The organism is Mycetocola lacteus (assembly GCF_003667575.1).
GTDB lineage: Bacteria > Actinomycetota > Actinomycetes > Actinomycetales > Microbacteriaceae > Mycetocola > Mycetocola lacteus.
In genome coordinates, this window is the sequence record NZ_RCUY01000005.1 from 711,141 (window position 1) to 731,601 (window position 20,461).

The following is a 20,461-nucleotide window of genomic DNA, read 5'->3' on the forward strand; positions in this document are numbered from 1 at the left end:
CCACGCCGTCGTGCTTGCGCGGATATCCCGCGCGTGCAACAATATATCCCGCGCCTGCAACTACTGCGGGCGCGGGATATTATTGTTGGACGGCATCCCGGATGCGCGCCCAGTCGCACTCAAGGAGACCCCATGCCCCTCGCCCTCTATGCCCTCGCCATTGGCGGATTCGGCATCGGCCTCACCGAATTTGGCATCCTCGGCCTACTCCCCGAGGTCGCCACCGACTTCGGCGTGAGCGAAACCACCGCCGGATATCTGATCTCCGGATACGCGCTCAGCGTCGCACTCGGCGCGGTACTGCTTACCGCCGCCCTACTGCGCTTCGATCAGAAAAAGGCGCTGCTGGGCCTGATGATCCTCTTTATCGCCGGCAACCTCGTCTCGGCCCTGGCGACCGACTACTCGATGATGCTGGTGGGTCGGATCCTCGCGGCCCTCTGCCACGGCGCATTCTTCGGCATCGGAACCGTGGTCGCTACCGGTCTGGTAACCGCCGAGCGTAAGGCCGCGGCCATCGCCACGATGTTTGCCGGGCTGACCATCGCCAACGTCGCCGGAGTCCCGCTGGGAACCCTGCTCGGCCAGGCGGCCGGATGGCGCTCAACCTTCTGGGCCATCACGATCATCGGCATCGTCTCGTTTATCAGCATCATCATCCTGGTGCCCAACACCTCGAACTCCGGCGAGAAACCCGCCCCCGGCGTGCTGCGTCGCGAAATTGCGGCGTTCAAAAACCCGCAGGTCTGGTACTCGATCGTGCTCACCATCCTGGGCTTTGGCGGAATGTTTGGAGCGTTCACCTACATTGCCTTTACGCTCACCGATGTCTCCGGTTTCGTGACCGGCGCGGTCCCGTGGCTGCTGATCGTGTTCGGGGCCGGCATGGTAATCGGAAACATCATCTCCGGTAAGCTCACCGACCGCTTCCCCGCCCGCACCCTGCTGATTGCATTCATCGGGCTGACCATCGTGCTGGCACTCTTCGCGGCCTTCGCACAGAACCCGATCATCACGATCGCCGCGCTCTTCCTGATGGGTGGCTTCGGCTTCGGCACCGTCCCGCCCCTGCAGATGCGCATCATGTCGCATGCGGCCGCGGCACCGACCCTGGCATCGGGCGCCAACGTCGCCGCGTTCAACATCGGTAACGCGGTTGGTGCGTGGCTCGGCGGCCTGACCATCGGCGCGGGCCTCGGCTACACCTCCCCGCTCTGGGTGGGTGCGGCGATGACCCTGGGTGCACTGGTGGTCCTGCTAATCGCCGGCCGACTGCGCGGGGGCGAGTTCACCCGGGCCCGGGCCGCGGAACTCTCCGCCGCCGCGGTCTAATCCGCCCGGACATAAGGAGGGGCCGGTCGCAAGGTGCGACCGGCCCCTCCTTATTCGCCGGCTCAGGCGCGCCGCGCCTATTCGGGCTCGCCCGTCACGAAGTCGATCAGTTCCTCGACCCGGCCGAGCAGGGCGGGCTCCAGGTCGGCAAAGGTGCGTACCCGGCCCAGGATGGTCTGCCAGGCGCGGGCGATGTCGGCCTGGTCGTCGTAGGGCCAACCGAACGCCTTGCAGATGCCCTTTTTCCACTCGATCGAGCGGGGCACGGTGGGCCACTCTTTAATTCCAAGTCGGCTAGGCAGGACCGCCTGCCATACGTCGATATAGGGGTGCCCCACGATCAGAACCGAGTCGCCATATTTACCGGCGCGCACCTTTTCGGCGATCCGGCTCTCCTTGGATCCGGGCACCAGGTGGTCCACCAGCACACCGATCCGCTTGCCGGGACCGGGCTGATAGGTGGCGATCAGTGCATCGAGATCATCGATGCCGCCGAGGTATTCCACCACGACGCCCTCGATGCGCAGGTCATCGCCCCACACCTTCTCCACCAGCTCGGCATCGTGGCGTCCCTCCACCAGAATGCGGCTGGCCCGCGCAACCCGAGCCGGAGCATCGGCCACGGCGAAGGACCCGGATGCGGTCTTTTTGCGTATCGGGGTCTGGGTTCGGCTCGGCACCACCAGCGAAACCGGTTTGCCGTCGACCAGGAATCCGGGGCCCAGCGGGAACACCCGTACCTTGCCGTGCCGATCCTCCAGCTTGACCATGCGGGTTTCGATGCCCACCACCGCGCCAACCCAGCCGCTCTGCACCTCTTCCACCACCAAGCCGTTGTCGGCGGGGATTTCAGCCGAGGTCAGGGTGCCGCGGGTACGCCAGTTGCCGGCCAGTACGTCGTCGCCGTATTGATCAAAGTCCACCCGGCTAACCTATCTCGGAGAGCCGACGCGGTTCAAAACCGTGCCGGTTCGGGCCGGATGAGCGGATGTACAGCACGGCCGGAAGGAAGACCCGAGTGCGTGTCTAGGCTGCAACCAGCGAACGACCGCGAACCCGGCTTCCCAAGCCCGCCAGCAGCGCATCGAGCTGCTCGGTGGGTGCGGCCGGTGCCTCGGGGTGCCACTGCACGCCGGTGATTGGCAGGGTCGCGTGCTCGACGGCCTCGGGCAGTCCGTCGTGAGCCCAACCCACGACGCTCAGCCCGGCACCGGGGGTTTCGATGACCTGGTGGTGGGCGCTCTGGCCCAGGATGTAGGACTCGCCCAGGGTTGCGGCCAGGTCCGACTCGGGGTCCAGCTGCACCGGGTGCTCGGTCAGCAGGTATTCGATCGGCAGAAACTCGTTGCGGTGACCGGGGTGCTCGATGTGCTCCACGAGCGTGCCCCCGAAGGCGACGTTGATGATCTGGTGTCCGCGGCAGATGCCCAGCAGCGGGGTACCGGCGGTCGCGGCGCGGCGGACCACGGCGATCTGGGCGGCGTCGGCGGTGGGATAGTGCTTACCACGGCCCTCATACACCTCGCTGCCTCCGTAGAAGCGCGGGTCAATGTCTTCGCCACCACACACAACAATCGCGTCGGCGTTCTGAGTGCGCTCGAGCAGGCGCTCGGTGCCGAGGTCCTCCGCGCAGACGCGGGTAACCGACCATCCGGCGAGTTCTGCCCGGGCCACAAGCCCGTCGATCATCGCCCGGGTGTACCGTTCGTAAGCCCGTGCGTGCGGGCGCTGGGAAACTACCTCGATGACGGCGAGTTCACGCGTGGTGGTCATGTCGGGGCTCCTTTCACGATCGGCAGACATTTCTACCATTCTGCGGGTTAACGCGCCAAGATGCGAGCCTGGGCTGTCATCTTCGGTCATACTGGCGGGAACATCCCCCGAATTGATGCCAATCGTTTGTGGACTAACGGCGTTGGTGGGCCCTAGAATCGGCCTAACGCACGGCGAAATACCAGGGGAAGGTGGCGACGTATGCGCCAAACAGGGCACCCAATGGCGGGCACCGCGGCTGATCAAGGCCGTTCCCTCGCCCCACTCCTTCTGCCGCTACTCCTTCTCGCCGCGCTGATCACAGGCCTCGTATTCGCTCCCTCGGCGGGGGTTTCGGCCCGCGTCCCCGGGCAGGCCCCGGTGCAGCTGGAAAGCGGCCGCGTGCTGGATCTCACCGATTCGCTGAGCAGTTCACAGGCTACCGGTTTGGAAAAATCGAGCCGAGCGCTGTCGTCAAAATCAGGCCTGGACCTGTGGATCGTCCTGGTTGACACCTTCGAAAACCCCTCGGATGCGCAGCGCTGGGCCGATACCGTGGCGACCAACAACGGGCTCGGCCCCAAACAGTACCTGCTGGCGATTGCCACCGAGGGACGCAGCTTCTTCCTGTCGGCCCCGGCCAACGGACCGGTCAGCGACGATCGCCTCACCCAGATCGAGCAGGACCAGATCAAACCCAAGCTCACCCAGAACGACTTTGCCGGTGCCGCCCAGGCCGCCATCGACGGGCTCGGGGGAACGGGCGGCGGAGGCGGCGGAGGCTGGATCCTGCTGCTGATCCTGGTGATCGCCGCGGTGGCAATCGTCCTCTTCTTTGTCACTCGCCGCCGGCGCGCGGGCACTGCCCGCTCCGATGCCCCGCAGCAGCGTCCCCTCGCCGAGCTCGAGCGCGAGGCCGGCAGCGCACTGATTGCCGCGGACGACGCGGTCAAAACCGCCGAACAGGAGCTGGGATTCGCGATCGCCCAGTACGGGGAGGAGGCGAGCACCGCGTTCGCCGGTGCGCTGGAGGATGCGCGCACCAGCCTGGCTCAGGCGTTCACACTCAAGCAGAAGCTCACCGACGATATCCCCGACACCGAGCAGGAGACCCGGGACTGGAACATCCAGATCATCGAGCTCTGCACCACCTCGATCACCGCGCTCACCAACGAGACGGCGGCGTTTGAGGAACTGCGCAAGATCGAGACCGATGCCCCGGCCCTAATCCAGGCCGTGCGCACCGAAACCGATCGCGCCGAGACCGGAATCGCCCAGGCCCAGGCGGCCCTGGCCGCCCTCAACACTCGCTATGCGGCCTCGGCCCTGGCACCGGTCGCGGATAACGTGACCCAGGCCACCGAACGGGTGTCCTTCGCCCGCAACGCGCTGGGGCTGGCTGAGCAGAAGCTCGCCGCCGAGGATCGTTCGGCCGCGGCGGTCGCGATCCATGCGGCTCAGGAGGCGGCGTCCCAGGTCGCGGTCCTCACCTCCGCGGTGACCCGGCACGGCGAGGAACTGGCTGCGGCGAGCGCCCAGGTCGCCGCTCAGATCGCCGACCTGGAACACGACCTGGCGGCCCTGCGAGGACTGCCCGAAGGCAGTGGACGCTTCGCCCCGATCATCGATGCGGCCGCGCAGTCGGTCGAGACCGCACGCAGCGACACCGACCCGATCCGCGCCCTGGAAAAGCTGGGTGAAACCGATCAGGCTCTGACCCAGGTCCTTGCCGAAGCCCGCGGAATCCAGGCCAGCGCCGAGCGTCAGTCCTCCTCCCTCCAGGCCACCCTGGTGTCGGCCCAGTCGCAGCTCTCGGCGGCCGAGGACTACATTGTTGCCCGCCGCGGGGCGATTGGTGCCGACGCTCGTACAGCCCTGGCCGAGGGCGGACGCTCGCTGGTTCAGGCCCGCGAGCTCGCCGTCTCCGATCCGGCCACCGCGCTGACCCACGCCCAGCGCGCCGATGCGCTCGCCCGTCAGTCCCTCGCCCTCGCTCAGCGTGATGTGGGTGGATTCTCCGGCGGCGACGGCGGCATGTTTGGCGGCGGCACCGGTGGGAACAGCGGCGGAGGTCTGGGCGGCGCGATCCTCGGCGGCATCATCCTCAACTCGCTCTTCGGCGGCGGCGGAGGCGGCGGCTTCGGGGGCGGCGGCTGGGGTGGCAGCGGCGGCGGGCGTGGCAGCGGCGGCGGGCGTGGCAGCGGCGGCGGCGGCGGCGGACGCGGCGGAAACAGTTCCTCCGGCGGACGCGGACGCTCCGGCGGCGGAGGCGGACGCTTCTAGCCCCACACGGGTTTCATCGGCATCACCTTCATCATCAGCAACACCATCGAAAGGAAGCACATCATGGCAAAGCAGTCCATTTTTGGTCGCATCGCGACCCTCGCCAAAGCCAACATCAATGCCCTGCTCGATTCGGCCGAGGATCCGCAGAAGATCCTCGACCAGCTGGTCCGGGACTACACGGGCTCAATCTCCGACGCCGAGGGTGCGATCGCCGAGACCATCGGCAACCTGCGCCTGCTCGAGGACGACCATCGCGTGGACGTTCAGGCCGCCGAAGACTGGGGCAAGAAAGCGCTGGCCGCCAGCAGCAAGGCCGATGAGTATCGGGCGGCGGGCAACGCCGCCGACGCCGATAAGTTTGACAATCTCGCCAAGGTAGCCCTGCAACGCCAGATCGGTGCCGAGAACGAGGCGCGCGCCGCCGAGCCGCAGATCGCCGCGCAGACCGACGTGGTGGATAAGCTCAAGGCCGGTCTGACCGGGATGAAGCAGAAGCTGGAGGAGCTGAAGTCCAAGCGCAGCGAACTGGTCGCGCGGGCCAAGTCGGCCGAGGCTCAGTCCAAGGTTGCCGATGCCGTCAAGAGCATCGACATCCTCGATCCCACCAGCGAGGTATCCCGCTTCGAGGACAAGATTCGCCGCGAGGAGGCCAAGGTGCGCGGCCAAGCCGAGCTGGCCTCCTCGACCCTGGATGCACAGTTCGAGTCGTTGGACGACCTCGGCGAGCTCTCCGAGGTGGACGCCCGTCTCGCCGCCCTCAAGGTAGGGAAGTCGGCTCCGGCGGTGACGCCCAACACCGCCTATCCCGCGATCGAGTAGTCTCGCGGCACCGATCGAGGGAGGGGAGGGACGCTGGCGCGTGCCTCCCCTCCCGTTCTATTTCCGCACCCCACCTGTTCGCCCTCGGCGTCTCCACGCACCGATGCAGGCGGCGGTCCCGATGGTAGCGTGAGCGCAGTAACCTTCCCCGTGAGAGAGCAGATCATGAACCCGTTTGTTGATTCCTGGATCAGCCGGCTTGGCTACCTCTACGCCACCTCCGTGGGTTGCGTCTGGGGCGCGATCTGGTCAACCGGACGCATCCGTCGCGAGGCGGGACTGATCGTTTTCACCGGGCTGCCGAACTGGGCCTTTGGCCGCGGCGGCGTGTGCGTGGGCGGGGTGTATCTGACCGATACCAATGATTCCCCCACGGTCCTGAGACACGAGGCGATCCACAAGCGTCAGTGGCAGCGTTACGGCATGCTGATGCCCCTGCTGTATGCCCTGGCCGGGCGCAATCCGTTGAAGAACCGATTTGAGATCGAGGCCGGCCTGGAGGACGGCGGCTACCTGCCCCGCCGCTAGGACACGGGCCGGGTTAGCGGTAAAACACCCACGACCGGGCGGGCCGGGCTAGCGGCACAACACCCAGGACCCGTCGGGCTGAACTAGCGGCGCAACCCGAACCGGGCCGGAGTATCCACGGCGGATGCCGGGAGGCTCAGCGACTCGGTCAGATAGTCAAAGCAGTCGGCCACGGCCGTGTAGGGGCCCGAAAGCCACACCCGCGCCGCTGCGTCACGGTCAGAGACCTCCGCGGCGTCCGCGATGTCCATCGTCTCGATGGTCTCAGCGCACAGCATCTCGGCCGCCCATGCCTGAACCGCCCGCGAGAGCGCTTCGCCGGGGGCGCAGGCTCGTCCGGTGCCCGGGGCACCGGTACGCTCGGCGCGCACCAGCCAGGAAACCACCATCCGGCTGGGGGCGCTGAGCAGCCCCACCTGATCGGCGGTATCAACCTCCACAAAGACGCGGCCGGTGGCACACATCGGCAGCGTGGCGAGCAGCGCCTCGATCTCCGGAAGTTCAGCAAACGTGCCGGCTACCAAATGGGTAACGCGGTGAGCGTGTCCGGCGGGAGAGTGCGGGGCGCGGCGGGTGCTGGGTGCGGCAGTGGTCGAGATCATTTCCTCTTCAGTATAGGCTTACCTAACCCCAAATGCCAGAGCCGATTTTCCGCACGCGTGTGCCGTCTTCTCGATTACGTCACAAATGGACAGCGGGGCGTTCGACGGCGATAATTCGGGGAAAAGTAGGTGAAAATAGGGAGGGGCTCACCGCCCTTCCGAACGTTTGAAAGGCATCACCCATGCGCACCCCTCGTTCCCGGCTTCTGTTTGCCGCCGGTCTGGCCACGGTCCTGGCCCTCAGCGGTTGCGCTGCCCCGTCCACCTCGGACAACACGGGTACCAATGCCTCGGTCAACGTGGGACTCATCCTGGAGCCCACGGACCTGAATATTCGCAAGACCTCCGGCGTCGCCCTCGACCAGGTCCTGCTGGACAACGTCTATGAGGGGCTGGTGCGCCGCGAGGCCGATGGCTCGGTGGTCGACTCGCTGGCGAAGTCGCATGAGATTTCCGCCGACGGCCTGACCTATACCTTCACCCTCAACGACGGCGTGAAGTTCCACTCGGGTGCCGAGCTGAAGGCCAGCGATGTGGTGTGGTCGCTCAACCAGGTGGTCACCGATGCCTCGATCAAGGATCACGCAACCCTTGCCGCGATCCGCAGCGTCTCCAGCCCCGACCCCAAGACCGTGGTCATCGAACTTGCCAACCCCGATAGCAACCTGCTGTGGAACCTCGGCGGCCGGGCGGGGCAGATCCTCGAGGAGAAGGCCACCAACGATCTGGCCACCAGCGCCAACGGCACCGGGCCGTTCGAACTCAAGGCCGGCGCCTGGAAGCAGGGCGACAGCCTCAAGCTGGAGCGCAACGACAACTACTACGGCACCAAGGCCAAGGTGCGCGAGGTGGTGTTCTCCTATATTCCGGACCCGACCGCGGCGATCAACGCGACCCTGACCGGCGATCTGGACGTGCAGACCGGTGTGGATGCGAGCCTGAGCCCGCAGCTCGAACGCGATAAGGACGTCACCCTCACCAAGGGCCGCACCACCGATAAGTACACGCTGGTGTTCAACCCCAAGGTGCCGGCACTGGCCGATCCGAAGGTGCGCGAGGCGCTGCGCCTGGGCATCGATCACAAGGCGATCATCGATTCGATCGGCGGGGCCGGCGTTCCCCAGGGCGGCCCGATCCCCGCGCTGGATCCCGGCTATCAGGACCTGACCGGGCTGGTTCCCTTCGACCCGGAGAAGGCCAAGGCGCTGCTCGCCGAGGCCGGACAGAGCGATCTCACGCTGACCCTCACCGTGGCCAACCACTACCCCACCGTGATCTCCAACGTGCTGACCTCGCAGTTCAAGAACATCGGTGTGACCCTCAAGGTCAACCGGGTCGAGTTCCCCACCTGGCTCAACGACGTCTACACCAACCACGATTTTGACCTGTCGCTGGTCAACCATGCCGAGTCCCGCGACTTCGCCAACTGGACCGACCCCACCTACTACTTCGGGTACAACAACCCGCACGTTCAGGAGCTCTACAAGGAATCCGTGGCGGCCACCGACCCCAAGGTCGCCGATGCGAAGCTCGCCGAGGCCGCCAAGATCGTCGCCCAGGACAACCCCGCCGACTGGCTATTTACCGGCACCGCGTTGACCGCGATCCGTAAGGGCGTCACCGGCTTCCCCACCGATTCCACGACCTCGCGGCTGTACCTCGGAAACCTCGCGGTTTCCGAGTAAAATCTGTACCCTATGACCCGATTCCTGCTGACGCGTGCCCTCCTGCTGGTCCTCGGGCTCGCGGTGGCCAGCGTGCTGATCTTCCTGGCCCTGCGTCTGCTTCCCGGCGACGTCGCCCAGGTGATCGCCGGCACCGACGCGACCCCGGAACGGCTGGCCGCGATCCGCGACAGTCTGGGGCTTGAGCGTCCGCTGCCGGTTCAGTATGGCGAGTGGATCGGCGGACTGCTGCGCGGCGACCTCGGCAACTCGGTGGTCACCGGAACGCCGGTGGCCGGAGAAATCTGGGAGAAGGCGCAGGTCACGCTGCCGCTCGCGCTGCTCTCGATGCTGATCGGGCTGGCCATCGCCGGTCCGCTCGGAGTTGCCGCCGCGCTGCGTCGCGGACGTCCGGCCGGCTTCGTGCTGAGCGGCGGCGCACAGGCGCTGGCCGCGGTTCCGGTGATCTGGGCCGGGATGCTGCTGGTGATCGTGTTTTCGCTGTGGCTGGGCTGGCTGCCCGCACAGGGTTTCCCGCGCGCGGGCTGGTCGGATCCGGCGGCGGCGCTGCGCTCACTGCTGCTCCCGGCACTCACCATCGGAATCGTGGAGGGCGCGGCGATGCTCCGTTTCGTGCGTTCGGCGACCCTGGGCGTGATGGGTCAGGACTTTGTACGCACGGCCGCCGCCGCCGGACGCACCCGCACCGGTGCGCTGCTGGGCCACGGCCTGCCGAGCGTTGCCCTCTCGATCGTCTCGGTCCTGGGCATCCAGGTCGCCGGCCTGCTGGTGGGAACGGTGCTGGTAGAAAACCTCTTTACCCTGCCCGGGATCGGACGCATGCTGGTGGCCGATGTGGGCAACCGCGACCTTACCAAGGTGCAGAGCGAAATCCTGGTGCTCACCGCGATCGTGCTGATCATCGGCACCCTGGTCGACGTGGTGCACCGCCTGCTTGATCCGCGCCAGAGGGAGGTGGCTCGATGAACCCGCTCCGAAAACTGTTCCGGCATCCCGCAGGCGTGTTTGGGGCCATCGTGGTCGCCGTGCTGGTGCTGTCGGCACTGGTGTCACTGGTGTGGACCCCGCACGATCCGGTCTTCACCGACTCGGCCCGGCGCTGGCTCGCCCCCACCTGGGCGTATCCGTTTGGGACCGATAACTCCGGTCGCGATATCTTCAGCCTGATCCTCGCCGGATCCCGGGTCACCGTGCTGGTGGCCGTGGGCTCGGCGCTCGGCGCGGGCATTTTGGGACTGCTGCTGGCCTCGCTCGGCGCGCTGACCCGGCGCTGGGTGCGCGAGGGTGTGGCGGTGCTGATCGACGTGCTGATCGCCTTCCCGACCCTGCTGATCGCGATGCTGCTCGCGGCCGCCTGGGGTGGCTCGCTGCTCGTGGTGATCGTGGCGGTCTCGATCGGGTTCGGGGTAAACATCGCCCGGGTCACCCGGCCCGAGATTCGCGCGGTCCTCGCCGCCGACTATGTGCTGGCGGCGCGTGCCTCGGGCATCGGCAGCCTGGGAATCCTACGACGCCATGTGATTCCCAACATCCTTCCGGTGCTGATCGTGCAGCTCTCCTGGGGCATGGCCATCGCGATCCTCGCCGAGGCGGGGCTGAGCTACCTCGGCTACGGTGCCCCGGCGGATACGCCGTCCTGGGGCCGCCTGCTCTCCGAGCTACAGACCTATATCGGCATCCAGCCGCTCTCGGTGTTCTGGCCGGGGGCCGTGATCACGATCACGGTACTGGGCTTCAACCTGCTGGGCGACGGACTGCGGGACGTCACCGACCCCACCCTGGCCGACCCGATCCTGTCCGAGACGGTGCCCGCTCGCATCGCGCCGGTATCCCCGGAAACATCTGAAGCCGCCTCGATGTCGGAGACACCCGAGACACCGGAGGGAACACGATGAGCCTGATCGTCGAGAATCTGCGCATCGACTTCGGCGCACGCACGGTGGTGCACGAGGTCTCCTTCGAGGTGTCCCCCGGCGCGCGGCTGGGCCTGATCGGCGAGTCCGGTTCGGGGAAGTCGCTCACCGCGCTGGCGATCCTGGGGCTACTGCCCGAGGGTGCCCGGGCGAGCGGGAGCATCCGGCTGGACGGCGAGGAGCTGCTGGGCCGCCCGGATCGAGAACTAGCGGCCATCCGCGGGGACCGGATCGCGATGGTCTTCCAGGAACCGCGTACCGCCCTGAATCCGCTGCGCCGGATCGAACGGCAGATCGCCGAGCCCGCGCGCCTGCACGGCCGCCTCTCGAAGGCGCAGACCCAGGTCCGCGCGCTCGAACTGGCCGAGCTGGTGGGGCTGCCCGAGCCCGCCGAGATGCTGCGCCGTTACCCGCATGAGCTCTCCGGTGGACAGCGGCAACGCGTCTCGATCGCCGCCGCGCTGTCGGCCGGTCCGCGCTATCTGCTGGCGGATGAGCCCACCACCGCGCTGGATGTGACCGTGCAGTCCGAGATCCTCAACACGTTTGACTCCCTGGTGCGCGAGAGCGGCAGCGGCCTGGTGTTTATCACCCACGACCTGGCGGTGCTCGCAAAGATCGCCGACCACGCGGTGGTCCTGGCCGACGGCCGGGTGGTCGAATCCACGCCGGTCCGGGCCCTGCTGGAGGCCCCACAGTCCGAGCTGGGACGTCGCCTGCTGGCCGCCGCGCGCCGCACCGCGTTCCGCCCGGCTCCCATCGCTCGGGAGGAATCCACCAATGACTAACCCGCCCCTCCCCGCACAGGCATTCCCCGGCCCCCCACTGCTTCAGGCCGTCGGGCTCGGCCGCAGCTACCATGTGCCCCGCGGCACCGCCGGACGCGGCGAGCGGGTGGCGCTGGCCCCCACCGATCTAGTGATGCACGACGGGGAAAGCCTCGGCATCGTCGGGGAATCCGGTTCAGGCAAGTCCACCCTGGTACGTCTGCTGACCGCTCTGGATGCCCCGAGCAGCGGACGGGTCGACTTCCACGGGCAGACCATTGTCAGCGCCGAGGGATCGGTGCGCAAGCAGATTCGTGGCAAGACCCTGAACTGGTTCCGAAAGCACACCGGGGTGGTTTTCCAGGATCCGTATGCCTCGCTGGATCCGCGGATGAGCGTGGGCCGGATCATCGCGGAACCCCTGATCGGGCTCGGCCTGTCCGAAAACCGACGGGCACGGGTCCACGAGGTCCTGGTTCAGGTGGGACTCCCGGCTGAGTTTGCCGATCGATACCCGCACCAGCTCTCCGGCGGCCAGCGTCAGCGCGTGGCCATTGCCCGAGCGATCGTGCACCGGCCCACCCTGCTGGTGGGGGACGAACCCCTCAGCGCGCTGGATGTGACCGTGCGAGCCCAGATTCTTGAGCTCCTGGTCTCGCTCCGGGAGGAGCTGGGCCTGAGCCTGATCCTGGTCTCCCACGATCTCGGTGTGGTGCAGGAGCTGTGCGAGAACGTCGCGGTGATGCACGCGGGCAGCATCGTCGAGCACGGCCCCACCGCCCGGGTCTTCGCGGCCCCCGAGCACCCCTACACCGCCCGGCTGCTGTCCTCGGCGCTCCCGCTCCCCGACGCCTAAAACGCGGCGGCCTCGGCCGTTATCGCCGCCCCACCCAGGCACCTGCCGCATCCCGAATCGGTCAGATCTAATCGCCCGCACACACAAACGCGGCCGCCCGGAAAACCGGACGGCCGCGTTTATGCGTTGCGACTACTTCTTGGTGCGGTCGCGCTTCTCGCGCACACGCATGTTGACCTGAATCGGCGAACCCTCGAAGCCGTACACCTCACGCAGACGGCGGGTGATGAATCGACGGTAACCCGGGTCCAGGAAGCCCGTGGTGAACAGCACGAATGTCGGCGGACGGCTGATCGCCTGGGTACCAAACAGGATGCGCGGCTGCTTGCCACCACGCAGCGGGTGCGGGTGCTCGGCCACGAGCTCGGTGAGGAAGGCGTTGAACTTTCCGGTGGGGATGCGAGTGTCCCACGACTCGAGCGCAAGCTCCAGGGCCGGAACCAGCTTCTCCAGGTGACGGCCGGTGCGGGCCGAGATGTTCACGCGCGGGGCCCAGGCCACGTGGGCCAGGTCCTGCTCGATCTCGCGCTCCAGGTAGCGACGACGGTCATCGTCCAGCTGGTCCCACTTGTTGAAGGCGAGCACCAGCGCACGGCCGGATTCCAGCACCAGGTCGATGATGCGGACGTCCTGCTCGGAGATCGGCTGAGTCACATCGATCAGCACAACCGCGACCTCGGCCTTCTCCAGGGCCGCGGAGGTGCGCAGCGAGGCGTAGAAGTCGGCACCCTGGGAGAGGTGCACGCGGCGGCGGATACCGGCGGTGTCCACAAAACGCCAGACCTTACCGGCCAGGGTGATCTGCTCATCCACCGGGTCACGAGTGGTTCCGGCGAGGTCGTTGACAACCACGCGCTCCTCACCGGCGGCCTTGTTCAGCAGGCTCGACTTACCCACGTTCGGACGACCCAGCAGGGCGACACGACGGGGTCCGCCGACCTCCTGCTTGGCAACCGCGGACACCTCGGGCAGCTTGCCCATGATGGCATCCAGCAGGTCGGCGACGCCGCGACCGTGCAGGGCCGAAACCGGCCACGGCTCGCCCAGGCCCAGCGACCACAGCGAGGCGGCGTTGGGCTCCTGGCGCACATCGTCCACCTTGTTGGCCACAAGGAACACGGGCTTGTTGATCTTGCGCAGCAGCTTCACGACGTGCTCGTCGGTGCTGGTGGGACCCACGTTGGAGTCAACCACAAACATCACCACGTCGGAGAGTTCGATAGCTACCTCGGCCTGGGCGGCGACGGAGGCGTCGATACCGCGAGCATCGGGCTCCCACCCACCGGTGTCGACCAGGGAGAACTTGCGTTCGTTCCACTCGGCTTTATAGGTGACGCGGTCACGGGTCACGCCGGGGGTGTCCTCCACGACGGCCTCACGGCGGCCGAGGATACGGTTGACCAGCGCGGACTTACCCACGTTCGGGCGGCCCACGATCGCCACGACCGGCAGGGCCGGCAGGTAGCGGATCGCGTTGGGGTCATCGGTGACGCCGGCGAGGACGTCGAAGTCGTCCTCATCCAGCTCATAGTCGTCTAGGCCCAGGCGCAGCGCGCTGGCGCGCTGGCTGATGAGCTCGTCATCGAGGCCTTCGAGGCGCTCGGCGAAATCCTCATCCGCGGGCAGGTCTTCGTAGTTGTCAGGTGACATCTGCGGTGTTCTCTTTCTGAAGGGAGCCCAGGTGTTGCGGGCTCGATGGTGACCGCTAGGCGATCGTACCTCCGGGGTCGGTGGACACCGGAGGGTCTATTCGGTTGTGTGTGCTGGCTCAGGTGTTGCGAGCCCGTTGTGTACCCGCTCGACAACCGCGGCAATGGTGGCCGGGAAATCGAGGTGGGTGGAATCGAGGGTGTAAACACCCTCGGCGGCGGTCATGAACTCGGTCACGGCGGAATCGGCACGATCCCGCTTGGCGAGTGCTTCGGCCGCGGTCTTGGCGGCATCACCGGTGAGCTCGGCTCCCCGGCGTGCGGCGCGCACCTCTTCCGAGGCGGTGAGCAGAATCCGGACCGGAGCGTCCGGAGCCACCACGGTTGTGATGTCGCGTCCCTCGACCACAATACCCGGCTTTTCGGTCGAGGCAATAATGGTGCGGAACAGGTTATTGACGAAGGTGCGAACCTCGGGAACCCGGGCCACCTGGCTCACCAGCGCCGAAATGCGCGGTTCGCGGATGGCATCGGTGACCTCGGTGGATCCCACCAGGACAAAATACTCGTCGGGATCGGTACCGATGCGGTAGTCGAACCCGGGCAGCGAGGCGATCACCAGCGCGGTGTTTCCCCCGTCAATTCCGGCGTCATCCAGGTACCAGGCCAGGGCGCGGTAGGCGGCACCGGTGTCCAGGTAGGCAAAACCCAGCTGCTTCGCCGCGGCCTTGGAAACCGAGGACTTGCCGCTGCCGGCCGGGCCATCAACGGCCACCACAAATACGTTTGACATCTATACGCTCGCGATTCTCCAGCCGCGCGCCCCGAGATCCTCGATGGTGCGCTGCTTAACCTCGGGAAGGACCGCGATCTCGGCCAGGCCGATCTGCGCACCCGGTGAGTGCTCCAGACGCAGGTCCTCCATGTTGACATTGATCTCACCGAGCTCGGTGAGGAGCCGGCCCAGCTGGCCGGGAGTATCGTCCACCATCACCACGATGGTGGCAAACCGCTGCGACTGACCGTGCTTCCCGGGGATCCGGGCGACGCCGGAGTTGCCGGCGGCCATCGCATCGGCCACCGCGCGGCGGGCACCGGGGGCGTCCGGGTCGCGCAGGGCGTCGGTCACGGCGCCGAGACGGGCGATCATCGCCTCGAGTGCCTCCACCACGGGACCCGAGTTAGCGGCGAGGATCTGCAGCCACAGCTCGGGCGCGCTTGAGGCCAGCCGAGTGGTGTCGCGGAGGCCCTGACCGGCCAACTGGATCGCGGTATCGGGGGCATCGGCGAGGCCTGCGGCGAGCAGGCTGGACACCAGCTGCGGCAGGTGCGAAACCAGGCCCACCGAGGCGTCATGCTCCTCGGGGGTCATTTCGATCAGCACGCCACCCACATCCAGTGCCACGGCCTCGATCAGGGCGAGGTCTTCACGGCGGGTTTCCTCGTCGCGGCAGATCACCCAGGGACGCCCGAAGAACAGGTCGGCGCGGGCGGAGATTGCCCCGCCGCGCTCGCGTCCGGCCATCGGATGCGAACCGATGTAGCGGGTCAGGTCGATGCCGCGCGCCTCGAGGGTGCGCAGCGGTGCCAGCTTGACGCTGGCCACATCGGTGACCACGGCGTCGGGGTAGTCGGCGAGCGCGCGCTCCACGGCGTCAGCCACCACATCCGGCGGGACACATACGATCACCAGGCGAGGGGCGTCCCCCGCGGCAGGCAGTCGTCCGGCACCGTAGTCGACGGCCAAACGCAGGTTGCTGGGTGAGGCGTCATCGAGGATGACCTCGACACCCTTCTCCCGCAGCGCCAGCCCGAGACTCGCCCCCAGCAGGCCCGCACCGACGATGCGGACCGGACCCTGGGTGCGGGTCGCGTTGGATTTCTGTTCTACCATCGTTCCTGTTTATCTCAGATCGGGTGTGGTGACAAACCTCGGTTTGTTAGTAGCGCTTGCGGTCGTCCCGGCCGAAACGCTCGCCGCCGCCGCGCGGGCCGCCATCGCGACGCTCGCCGCCACGGCCGGGCTGCTTGGGTCCGGCGCTCTTCGGGCCGGCGCTCTTGGGGCCGGCACCACGATAGTCATCGCGACGCTCGCCACCGGAGCGGCCGCCGCGGTCCTGTGCCCCCGCACCGCGGGCACGGTAGTCACCGCGCTCGGGACGGCCGGCACGGTCGCCGTGGCCCGAACGCTCGGGGCGTCCGCCACGCTCGTCACGGGAGTAACCGCCACGGTTCTCGCCACGACTGTCCGTGCCGCGGTTGTCGCGGTTGTAGCCGCCCTCACGTGGTCCGCGGTCATAACCGCCGCGTCCGCCACGCTCGTCGCGGGAGTAACCGCCACGGTTCTCGCCGCGGTTGTCACGGCTGTAGCCGCCCTCACGGGGTGCCCGGTTATCCCGGTCGTAACCGCCGCGCTCGGGACGACCGCCACGGTCATCCCGCTTATAGCCGCCCTCGCGGGGAGCCCGGTCATAGCCGCCGCGTGCATCGCGGTTGTAGCCGCCCTCACGCGGAGCGCGGTCATAACCGCCGCGACCCTCGCTCCGGTTGTCCCGGCCATAGCCGCCCTCGCGGGGTGCACGATCCTCGCGGTTGAATCCACGCTCACGGGGTCCACCCTCGCGCGGTCCACGCTCGCCGCGACGCTCGTCACGGCCGGTGCGCTTGGGGCCACGCTCGGTGGGCACGTAGGCGCCACGCTCGCCGCCGCGCTGAGCACGGTAGCCGCCGTTGCGCTTGGCCTCGCGGTCCTCGCGCTCACGCTCGGCCTGACGACGCTCGATGTGATCGATCTCGATGTGCTCGGCGGGCTGGGCGCTGGCCTTGCGGGCCAGGGTCAGCACGCGACCCAGCTCTGCGGCGCTGAGCTCGCGGTAACGGCCCTGCGGCAGGGTTCCCAGGTGCAGCGGTCCAAACGAGCGGCGCACCAGGTCGATGACCGGGTGACCGACGTGGGCCAGCATGCGGCGCACGATGCGGTGCTTACCCGAGTGCAGGGTGATCTCGATCATCGAGGTCTTGCCCGACTCGTCCACCAGGCGAGCACGGTCGGCGCGGATCGGGCCGTCATCCAGCTCGATGCCGCGCAGCAGGCGGGTGATCGTGGCCTGGGTGATGGTGCCGGAAACCCGGGCAATATAGGTCTTGGTCACACCGAAGGAGGGGTGCGCGAGAACGTTGGCCAGCTCGCCATCGTTGGTGAGGATGATCAGACCCGAGGTCTCCTGGTCGAGGCGGCCCACGTTGTACACGCGCTCCTCGAACTCCGAGGTGTACGCCGAGAGGTCGGGACGACCGTTCTCATCGGCGAGGGAGGAAACCACACCCACCGGCTTGTTCAGCATCACATAACGCTTAGTCTCGTCGAGCTGAACGGCCTGGCCGTCCACCGAGACGAGGTCAACCTCGGGGTCGATGCGGCGACCGAGTTCGGTCACAACCTGACCGTTCACCTCGATCCGACCGGCGGTGATCATGTCCTCACACACGCGGCGCGAGGCGACACCGCGCTGAGCGAGTACCTTCTGCAGGCGCACGCCGTCGGGCTGGTTGGTGGGGTGAAGCGGGGAAGCGGGCATCCGCGAGGTTTCCTATTCTGTGGTCAGGCAGGGCGCAGGTCGGAGTCGAATCCGTCCGCACCATCGGGCAGCAGCGGTGAGATCGGCGGGAGCTCATCCAGGGAGTTCAGTCCCAACTGGGTGAGCAGCAGATCGGTGGTGCCGTAGTGTATGGCGCCGGTCTCGGAATCGGTGAATACCTCGGTGATGAGGCCACGGCCGGCGAGCGTGCGCACCACCGAGTCTACGTTGACTGCACGGATGGCGGCTACCGCACCGCGGGTGATCGGCTGCTTATAGGCGATCACGGCCAGTGTTTCCAGGGCTGCGGGCGATAAACGGGCGGGATTTTGGGTGTGCACATAGTCGGTCACCACCTCGTCGTAGTCGGTGCGGACGTAGATTCGCCAGCCGCCACCCACCTCACGCAGCTCGAATCCGCGGCGCACACTTCCGGCCAGCAGCCCGTCAAAGTCGGCCACCAGGTTGGCGATCGCCTGGCGCACCTCACGCAGCGGGGCCCCCACGGCCGAGGCCAGGTCCACCAGCGGCTGGGGTTCGTCGGCTACGATCAGGATCGCCTCGAGCGCACGCTCCAGCGGGAGGTCGGCGGCTGCGTGCGGGGCGAGCGGGGAGTCCACGGCGGGTTCGGCTTCCGTGGCATCGGCTCCCGCGGCATCGACGGCCGGGGATTTGTCAGCCGAGAATCCACTAGCCAGCGCCTCCGTAGCCAGTGGCTCGGCCATCGAGGCGCCCGCAACCGTCGGCTCCGCGGCCAGGGTTTCAGGGGCCAGGGTTTCAGCGGACAGCGGCTCAGTTGTCATAGTCGGCTCCGAGGTTCACGAGGTTGTGGGCATCCCAGTCGAGCGCGCTCCAGGTCACGGTGAGTTCACCCAGCGGTTCGATCTGTTCAAAGGTCACCGCGGCATGGCGGTACAGCTCCAGCAGTGCCAAGAAACGGGCAACCACGATCCCGCGCTCGCTCACCCCGGACACCAGTTCCCGGAAGCTCTTCGGTTCTCCCCCGCGCAGCATCGCCACCAGGTGTGCGGCCTGCTCGCGGATGCTCACCAGCGGCGCGTGCAGGTGGTCGAGGCCCACGGTGGGGATCTCCCGCGGGGTCAGCGCGATCAGCGCGAGCGCGGCGAAGTCCTGCGGTCCCAGCGTCCAGTGCAGTTCGGGGGTACGGGCGCGGAACTTCTCCTCCAGGCGCACGGTACGCGGATGCCGGGTTGATTCCACCCGGAGTCGCTCCTCAAACCAGCGCGCGGCCTCCTTGAAGGCGCGGTACTGCAACAGCCGGGCGAACAGCAGGTCGCGGGCTTCGAGCAGTGCCGCGTCCTCGGCGTCCACCACCTCGCCCTGGGGCAGCAGCCCGGCGATCTTCAGATCCAGCAGGGTTGCCGCGACCACGATGAACTCCGAGGCCTTGTCCATCTCCTCGGCCGCATCGAGCCCGCGCAGGTACTCCAAAAACTCGTCGGTGACCGCCGAAAGGGCGATCTCGGTGATGTCGAGTTCGCGCTTGCCGATCAGGGTCAGCAGCAGGTCAAACGGGCCGTCGAAGTTATCCAGGGCAACCCGAAACACCCCGGCTTCCGGGGCTTCACGCACCGGATCAGGCGACGGCACCACGCGCTACCAGCTCACGCGCGAGCTGACGGTAGGCCTTGGCGGCCTGGTGCTCCGGCGCAAAATCGGTGATCGGAACCCCGGCCACGCTGGCGTCGGGGAACTTCACGGTGCGACCGATCACGGTCTCCAGCACCGAGTCGCCAAACGCCTCAACAACCCGCTCCAGGACCTCGCGCGAGTGCAGGGTGCGGGAGTCATACATGGTCGCCAGGATGCCGTCGAGCTTGATCGCCGGGTTCAGCCGGTCGCGCACCTTATCGATGGTCTCGATCAGCAGGGCCACACCGCGCAGCGCGAAGAACTCGCACTCCAGCGGGATGAGCACGCCGTGGGAGGCGGTGAGGGCGTTGACTGTCAACAGGCCGAGCGAGGGCTGGCAGTCCACCAGGATCACGTCGTATTCGGCGCTGACCTTGCGCAGCACGCTGGCGAGGATCTGCTCGCGGGCAACCTCACCCACCAGGTGTACCTCGGCGGCGGACAGGTCGATGTTGGCGGGGATCAGGTCGAGCCCGGGCACCTTGGTCGAGACGATCGCCTCGTGCGGGTCCTTGGTGTGCCCCAGTAGCAGGTCGTAGATCGTGGGGGTGTCGTGGGCAACCACGCCGAGGCCGGCGCTCAGCGCACCCTGCGGGTCGAAGTCGACGGCAAGGACGCGGCGTCCGTAGGCGGCAAGCGCCGCTCCCATGCTGATGGTCGTGGTGGTTTTGCCCACGCCACCCTTCTGGTTGCACAGCGAGATGATGCGGGCGGGACCGTGCTCGGACAGCGGGGCCGGCTCGGGGAACTCGGTCTGAATGCGGCCGGTCGGGCCGAAGTCGATGCCCTCAAGCGGTGTGTTCTGTCCTGCTCTTGCCACTGCGTATCCCAACGTCCGGCGAATTCCTGCGGTTGCATACCGATTCTACCGGCGACCACCCACATCACCACCGAGGGCGCGCCCGTCCGCCATTTCCGCGAAGCCGACGCTCCGAGCGTGGCGGTTCCTCAGGGGTTTTGGCGGCGGACGCAGATCCGCCACGATGTTCTTCGACCGCCTTCTCTTTTCCCGCGGGCCTCGCTGCCCCTAGACTCCCCTCA

Annotated in this window: 18 protein-coding genes and 1 pseudogene; 9 read left to right on the forward strand and 10 right to left on the reverse strand. The window is 67.4% G+C overall.

Annotated elements, in window-relative coordinates:
- Window positions 1-132: 132 nt before the first annotated feature.
- On the forward strand, window positions 133-1,332 hold the full coding sequence (locus D9V34_RS08790; RefSeq protein WP_121688430.1) for an MFS transporter: 1,200 nt from the start codon (window positions 133-135) through the stop codon (window positions 1,330-1,332).
- A gap of 77 nt (window positions 1,333-1,409) precedes the next feature.
- On the opposite strand, the gene D9V34_RS08795 is transcribed toward D9V34_RS08790, so the two are convergent.
- Both D9V34_RS08795 and D9V34_RS08800 read right to left on the reverse strand, forming a co-directional pair.
- On the reverse strand, window positions 1,410-2,255 hold the full coding sequence (locus tag D9V34_RS08795) for a DUF3097 domain-containing protein (RefSeq protein WP_121688431.1): 846 nt from the start codon (window positions 2,253-2,255) through the stop codon (window positions 1,410-1,412).
- A gap of 103 nt (window positions 2,256-2,358) precedes the next feature.
- On the reverse strand, window positions 2,359-3,105 hold the full coding sequence (locus D9V34_RS08800; RefSeq protein WP_183091918.1) for a gamma-glutamyl-gamma-aminobutyrate hydrolase family protein: 747 nt from the start codon (window positions 3,103-3,105) through the stop codon (window positions 2,359-2,361).
- 222 nt (window positions 3,106-3,327) lie between these two features.
- On the opposite strand from D9V34_RS08800, the gene D9V34_RS08805 reads away from it, so the two are divergent.
- The 3 genes from D9V34_RS08805 to D9V34_RS08815 all read left to right on the forward strand — a co-directional run bounded on the left by D9V34_RS08805 (window position 3,328) and on the right by D9V34_RS08815 (window position 6,717).
- Window positions 3,328-5,367: a TPM domain-containing protein gene (locus tag D9V34_RS08805; RefSeq protein WP_183091919.1), complete on the forward strand. Its 2,040-nt coding sequence runs from the start codon at window positions 3,328-3,330 to the stop codon at window positions 5,365-5,367.
- A 63-nt stretch (window positions 5,368-5,430) separates the two neighbouring features.
- A complete protein-coding gene (locus tag D9V34_RS08810) occupies window positions 5,431-6,189 on the forward strand; it encodes a PspA/IM30 family protein (RefSeq protein ID WP_121688434.1) in 759 nt (252 codons plus the stop codon).
- A gap of 165 nt (window positions 6,190-6,354) precedes the next feature.
- On the forward strand, window positions 6,355-6,717 hold the full coding sequence (locus D9V34_RS08815; RefSeq protein WP_121688435.1) for a Fe-S oxidoreductase: 363 nt from the start codon (window positions 6,355-6,357) through the stop codon (window positions 6,715-6,717).
- Between the two features lie 83 nt (window positions 6,718-6,800).
- On the opposite strand, the gene D9V34_RS08820 is transcribed toward D9V34_RS08815, so the two are convergent.
- A complete protein-coding gene (locus D9V34_RS08820) occupies window positions 6,801-7,319 on the reverse strand; it encodes an SIP domain-containing protein (protein ID WP_121688436.1) in 519 nt (172 codons plus the stop codon).
- Between the two features lie 182 nt (window positions 7,320-7,501).
- On the opposite strand from D9V34_RS08820, the gene D9V34_RS08825 reads away from it, so the two are divergent.
- The 5 genes from D9V34_RS08825 to D9V34_RS08845 are packed head-to-tail and all read left to right on the forward strand — an operon-like array spanning window position 7,502 to window position 12,540.
- On the forward strand, window positions 7,502-9,004 hold the full coding sequence (locus D9V34_RS08825) for an ABC transporter substrate-binding protein (protein ID WP_121688437.1): 1,503 nt from the start codon (window positions 7,502-7,504) through the stop codon (window positions 9,002-9,004).
- Between the two features lie 12 nt (window positions 9,005-9,016).
- Window positions 9,017-9,970 (forward strand): ABC transporter permease, encoded by a 954-nt coding sequence (locus D9V34_RS08830; protein WP_121688438.1) that lies wholly within the window; start codon window positions 9,017-9,019, stop codon window positions 9,968-9,970.
- Complete coding sequence (locus D9V34_RS08835) at window positions 9,967-10,899, forward strand: ABC transporter permease (protein WP_121688439.1); 933 nt, start codon at window positions 9,967-9,969, stop codon at window positions 10,897-10,899. The genes D9V34_RS08830 and D9V34_RS08835 overlap by 4 nt, the downstream gene beginning before the upstream one ends.
- Window positions 10,896-11,705, forward strand: coding sequence for an ATP-binding cassette domain-containing protein (locus D9V34_RS08840; protein ID WP_121688440.1), 810 nt, complete (start codon window positions 10,896-10,898; stop codon window positions 11,703-11,705). Before D9V34_RS08835 ends, D9V34_RS08840 begins: the two co-directional genes overlap by 4 nt.
- Window positions 11,698-12,540, forward strand: coding sequence for an ABC transporter ATP-binding protein (locus D9V34_RS08845; RefSeq protein WP_121688441.1), 843 nt, complete (start codon window positions 11,698-11,700; stop codon window positions 12,538-12,540). Before D9V34_RS08840 ends, D9V34_RS08845 begins: the two co-directional genes overlap by 8 nt.
- A 132-nt stretch (window positions 12,541-12,672) precedes the next feature.
- On the opposite strand, the gene der is transcribed toward D9V34_RS08845, so the two are convergent.
- The 7 genes and pseudogenes from der to D9V34_RS08880 form a co-directional block, all read right to left on the reverse strand.
- Window positions 12,673-14,190, reverse strand: coding sequence for a ribosome biogenesis GTPase Der (gene der / locus D9V34_RS08850; protein WP_121688442.1), 1,518 nt, complete (start codon window positions 14,188-14,190; stop codon window positions 12,673-12,675).
- 96 nt (window positions 14,191-14,286) lie between these two features.
- Window positions 14,287-14,982 (reverse strand): (d)CMP kinase, encoded by a 696-nt coding sequence (gene cmk / locus D9V34_RS08855; protein ID WP_121688443.1) that lies wholly within the window; start codon window positions 14,980-14,982, stop codon window positions 14,287-14,289.
- Window positions 14,983-16,083: a prephenate dehydrogenase gene (locus D9V34_RS08860; RefSeq protein WP_121688444.1), complete on the reverse strand. Its 1,101-nt coding sequence runs from the start codon at window positions 16,081-16,083 to the stop codon at window positions 14,983-14,985.
- Window positions 16,084-17,005: 922 nt separating this feature from the next.
- Window positions 17,006-17,767: pseudogene (locus D9V34_RS18135) on the reverse strand (pseudouridine synthase); the annotation flags it as partial.
- Between the two features lie 23 nt (window positions 17,768-17,790).
- Window positions 17,791-18,387 (reverse strand): SMC-Scp complex subunit ScpB, encoded by a 597-nt coding sequence (gene scpB / locus D9V34_RS08870; RefSeq protein WP_245991979.1) that lies wholly within the window; start codon window positions 18,385-18,387, stop codon window positions 17,791-17,793.
- 172 nt (window positions 18,388-18,559) lie between these two features.
- Window positions 18,560-19,381 (reverse strand): segregation and condensation protein A, encoded by an 822-nt coding sequence (locus D9V34_RS08875; RefSeq protein WP_121688445.1) that lies wholly within the window; start codon window positions 19,379-19,381, stop codon window positions 18,560-18,562.
- Window positions 19,365-20,240, reverse strand: coding sequence for a ParA family protein (locus D9V34_RS08880; RefSeq protein ID WP_030142840.1), 876 nt, complete (start codon window positions 20,238-20,240; stop codon window positions 19,365-19,367). The genes D9V34_RS08875 and D9V34_RS08880 overlap by 17 nt, the downstream gene beginning before the upstream one ends.
- Window positions 20,241-20,461: the final 221 nt, after the last annotated feature.

What these genes read in the sequence shown, in the direction of transcription:
- D9V34_RS08815 (WP_121688435.1), top strand. Translation starts at nt 6,355, where the DNA reads ATGAACCCGTTTGTTGATTCCTGGATCAGCCGGCTTGGCTACCTCTAC.
- D9V34_RS08800 (WP_183091918.1), bottom strand. Translation starts at nt 3,105, where the DNA reads ATGACCACCACGCGTGAACTCGCCGTCATCGAGGTAGTTTCCCAGCGC.
- D9V34_RS08830 (WP_121688438.1), top strand. Translation starts at nt 9,017, where the DNA reads ATGACCCGATTCCTGCTGACGCGTGCCCTCCTGCTGGTCCTCGGGCTC.
- D9V34_RS08790 (WP_121688430.1), top strand. Translation starts at nt 133, where the DNA reads ATGCCCCTCGCCCTCTATGCCCTCGCCATTGGCGGATTCGGCATCGGC.
- D9V34_RS08820 (WP_121688436.1), bottom strand. Translation starts at nt 7,319, where the DNA reads ATGATCTCGACCACTGCCGCACCCAGCACCCGCCGCGCCCCGCACTCT.
- D9V34_RS08840 (WP_121688440.1), top strand. Translation starts at nt 10,896, where the DNA reads ATGAGCCTGATCGTCGAGAATCTGCGCATCGACTTCGGCGCACGCACG.
- cmk (WP_121688443.1), bottom strand. Translation starts at nt 14,982, where the DNA reads ATGTCAAACGTATTTGTGGTGGCCGTTGATGGCCCGGCCGGCAGCGGC.
- D9V34_RS08835 (WP_121688439.1), top strand. Translation starts at nt 9,967, where the DNA reads ATGAACCCGCTCCGAAAACTGTTCCGGCATCCCGCAGGCGTGTTTGGG.
- D9V34_RS08825 (WP_121688437.1), top strand. Translation starts at nt 7,502, where the DNA reads ATGCGCACCCCTCGTTCCCGGCTTCTGTTTGCCGCCGGTCTGGCCACG.
- D9V34_RS08845 (WP_121688441.1), top strand. Translation starts at nt 11,698, where the DNA reads ATGACTAACCCGCCCCTCCCCGCACAGGCATTCCCCGGCCCCCCACTG.
- D9V34_RS08810 (WP_121688434.1), top strand. Translation starts at nt 5,431, where the DNA reads ATGGCAAAGCAGTCCATTTTTGGTCGCATCGCGACCCTCGCCAAAGCC.
- D9V34_RS08860 (WP_121688444.1), bottom strand. Translation starts at nt 16,083, where the DNA reads ATGGTAGAACAGAAATCCAACGCGACCCGCACCCAGGGTCCGGTCCGC.
- der (WP_121688442.1), bottom strand. Translation starts at nt 14,190, where the DNA reads ATGTCACCTGACAACTACGAAGACCTGCCCGCGGATGAGGATTTCGCC.
- D9V34_RS08805 (WP_183091919.1), top strand. Translation starts at nt 3,328, where the DNA reads ATGGCGGGCACCGCGGCTGATCAAGGCCGTTCCCTCGCCCCACTCCTT.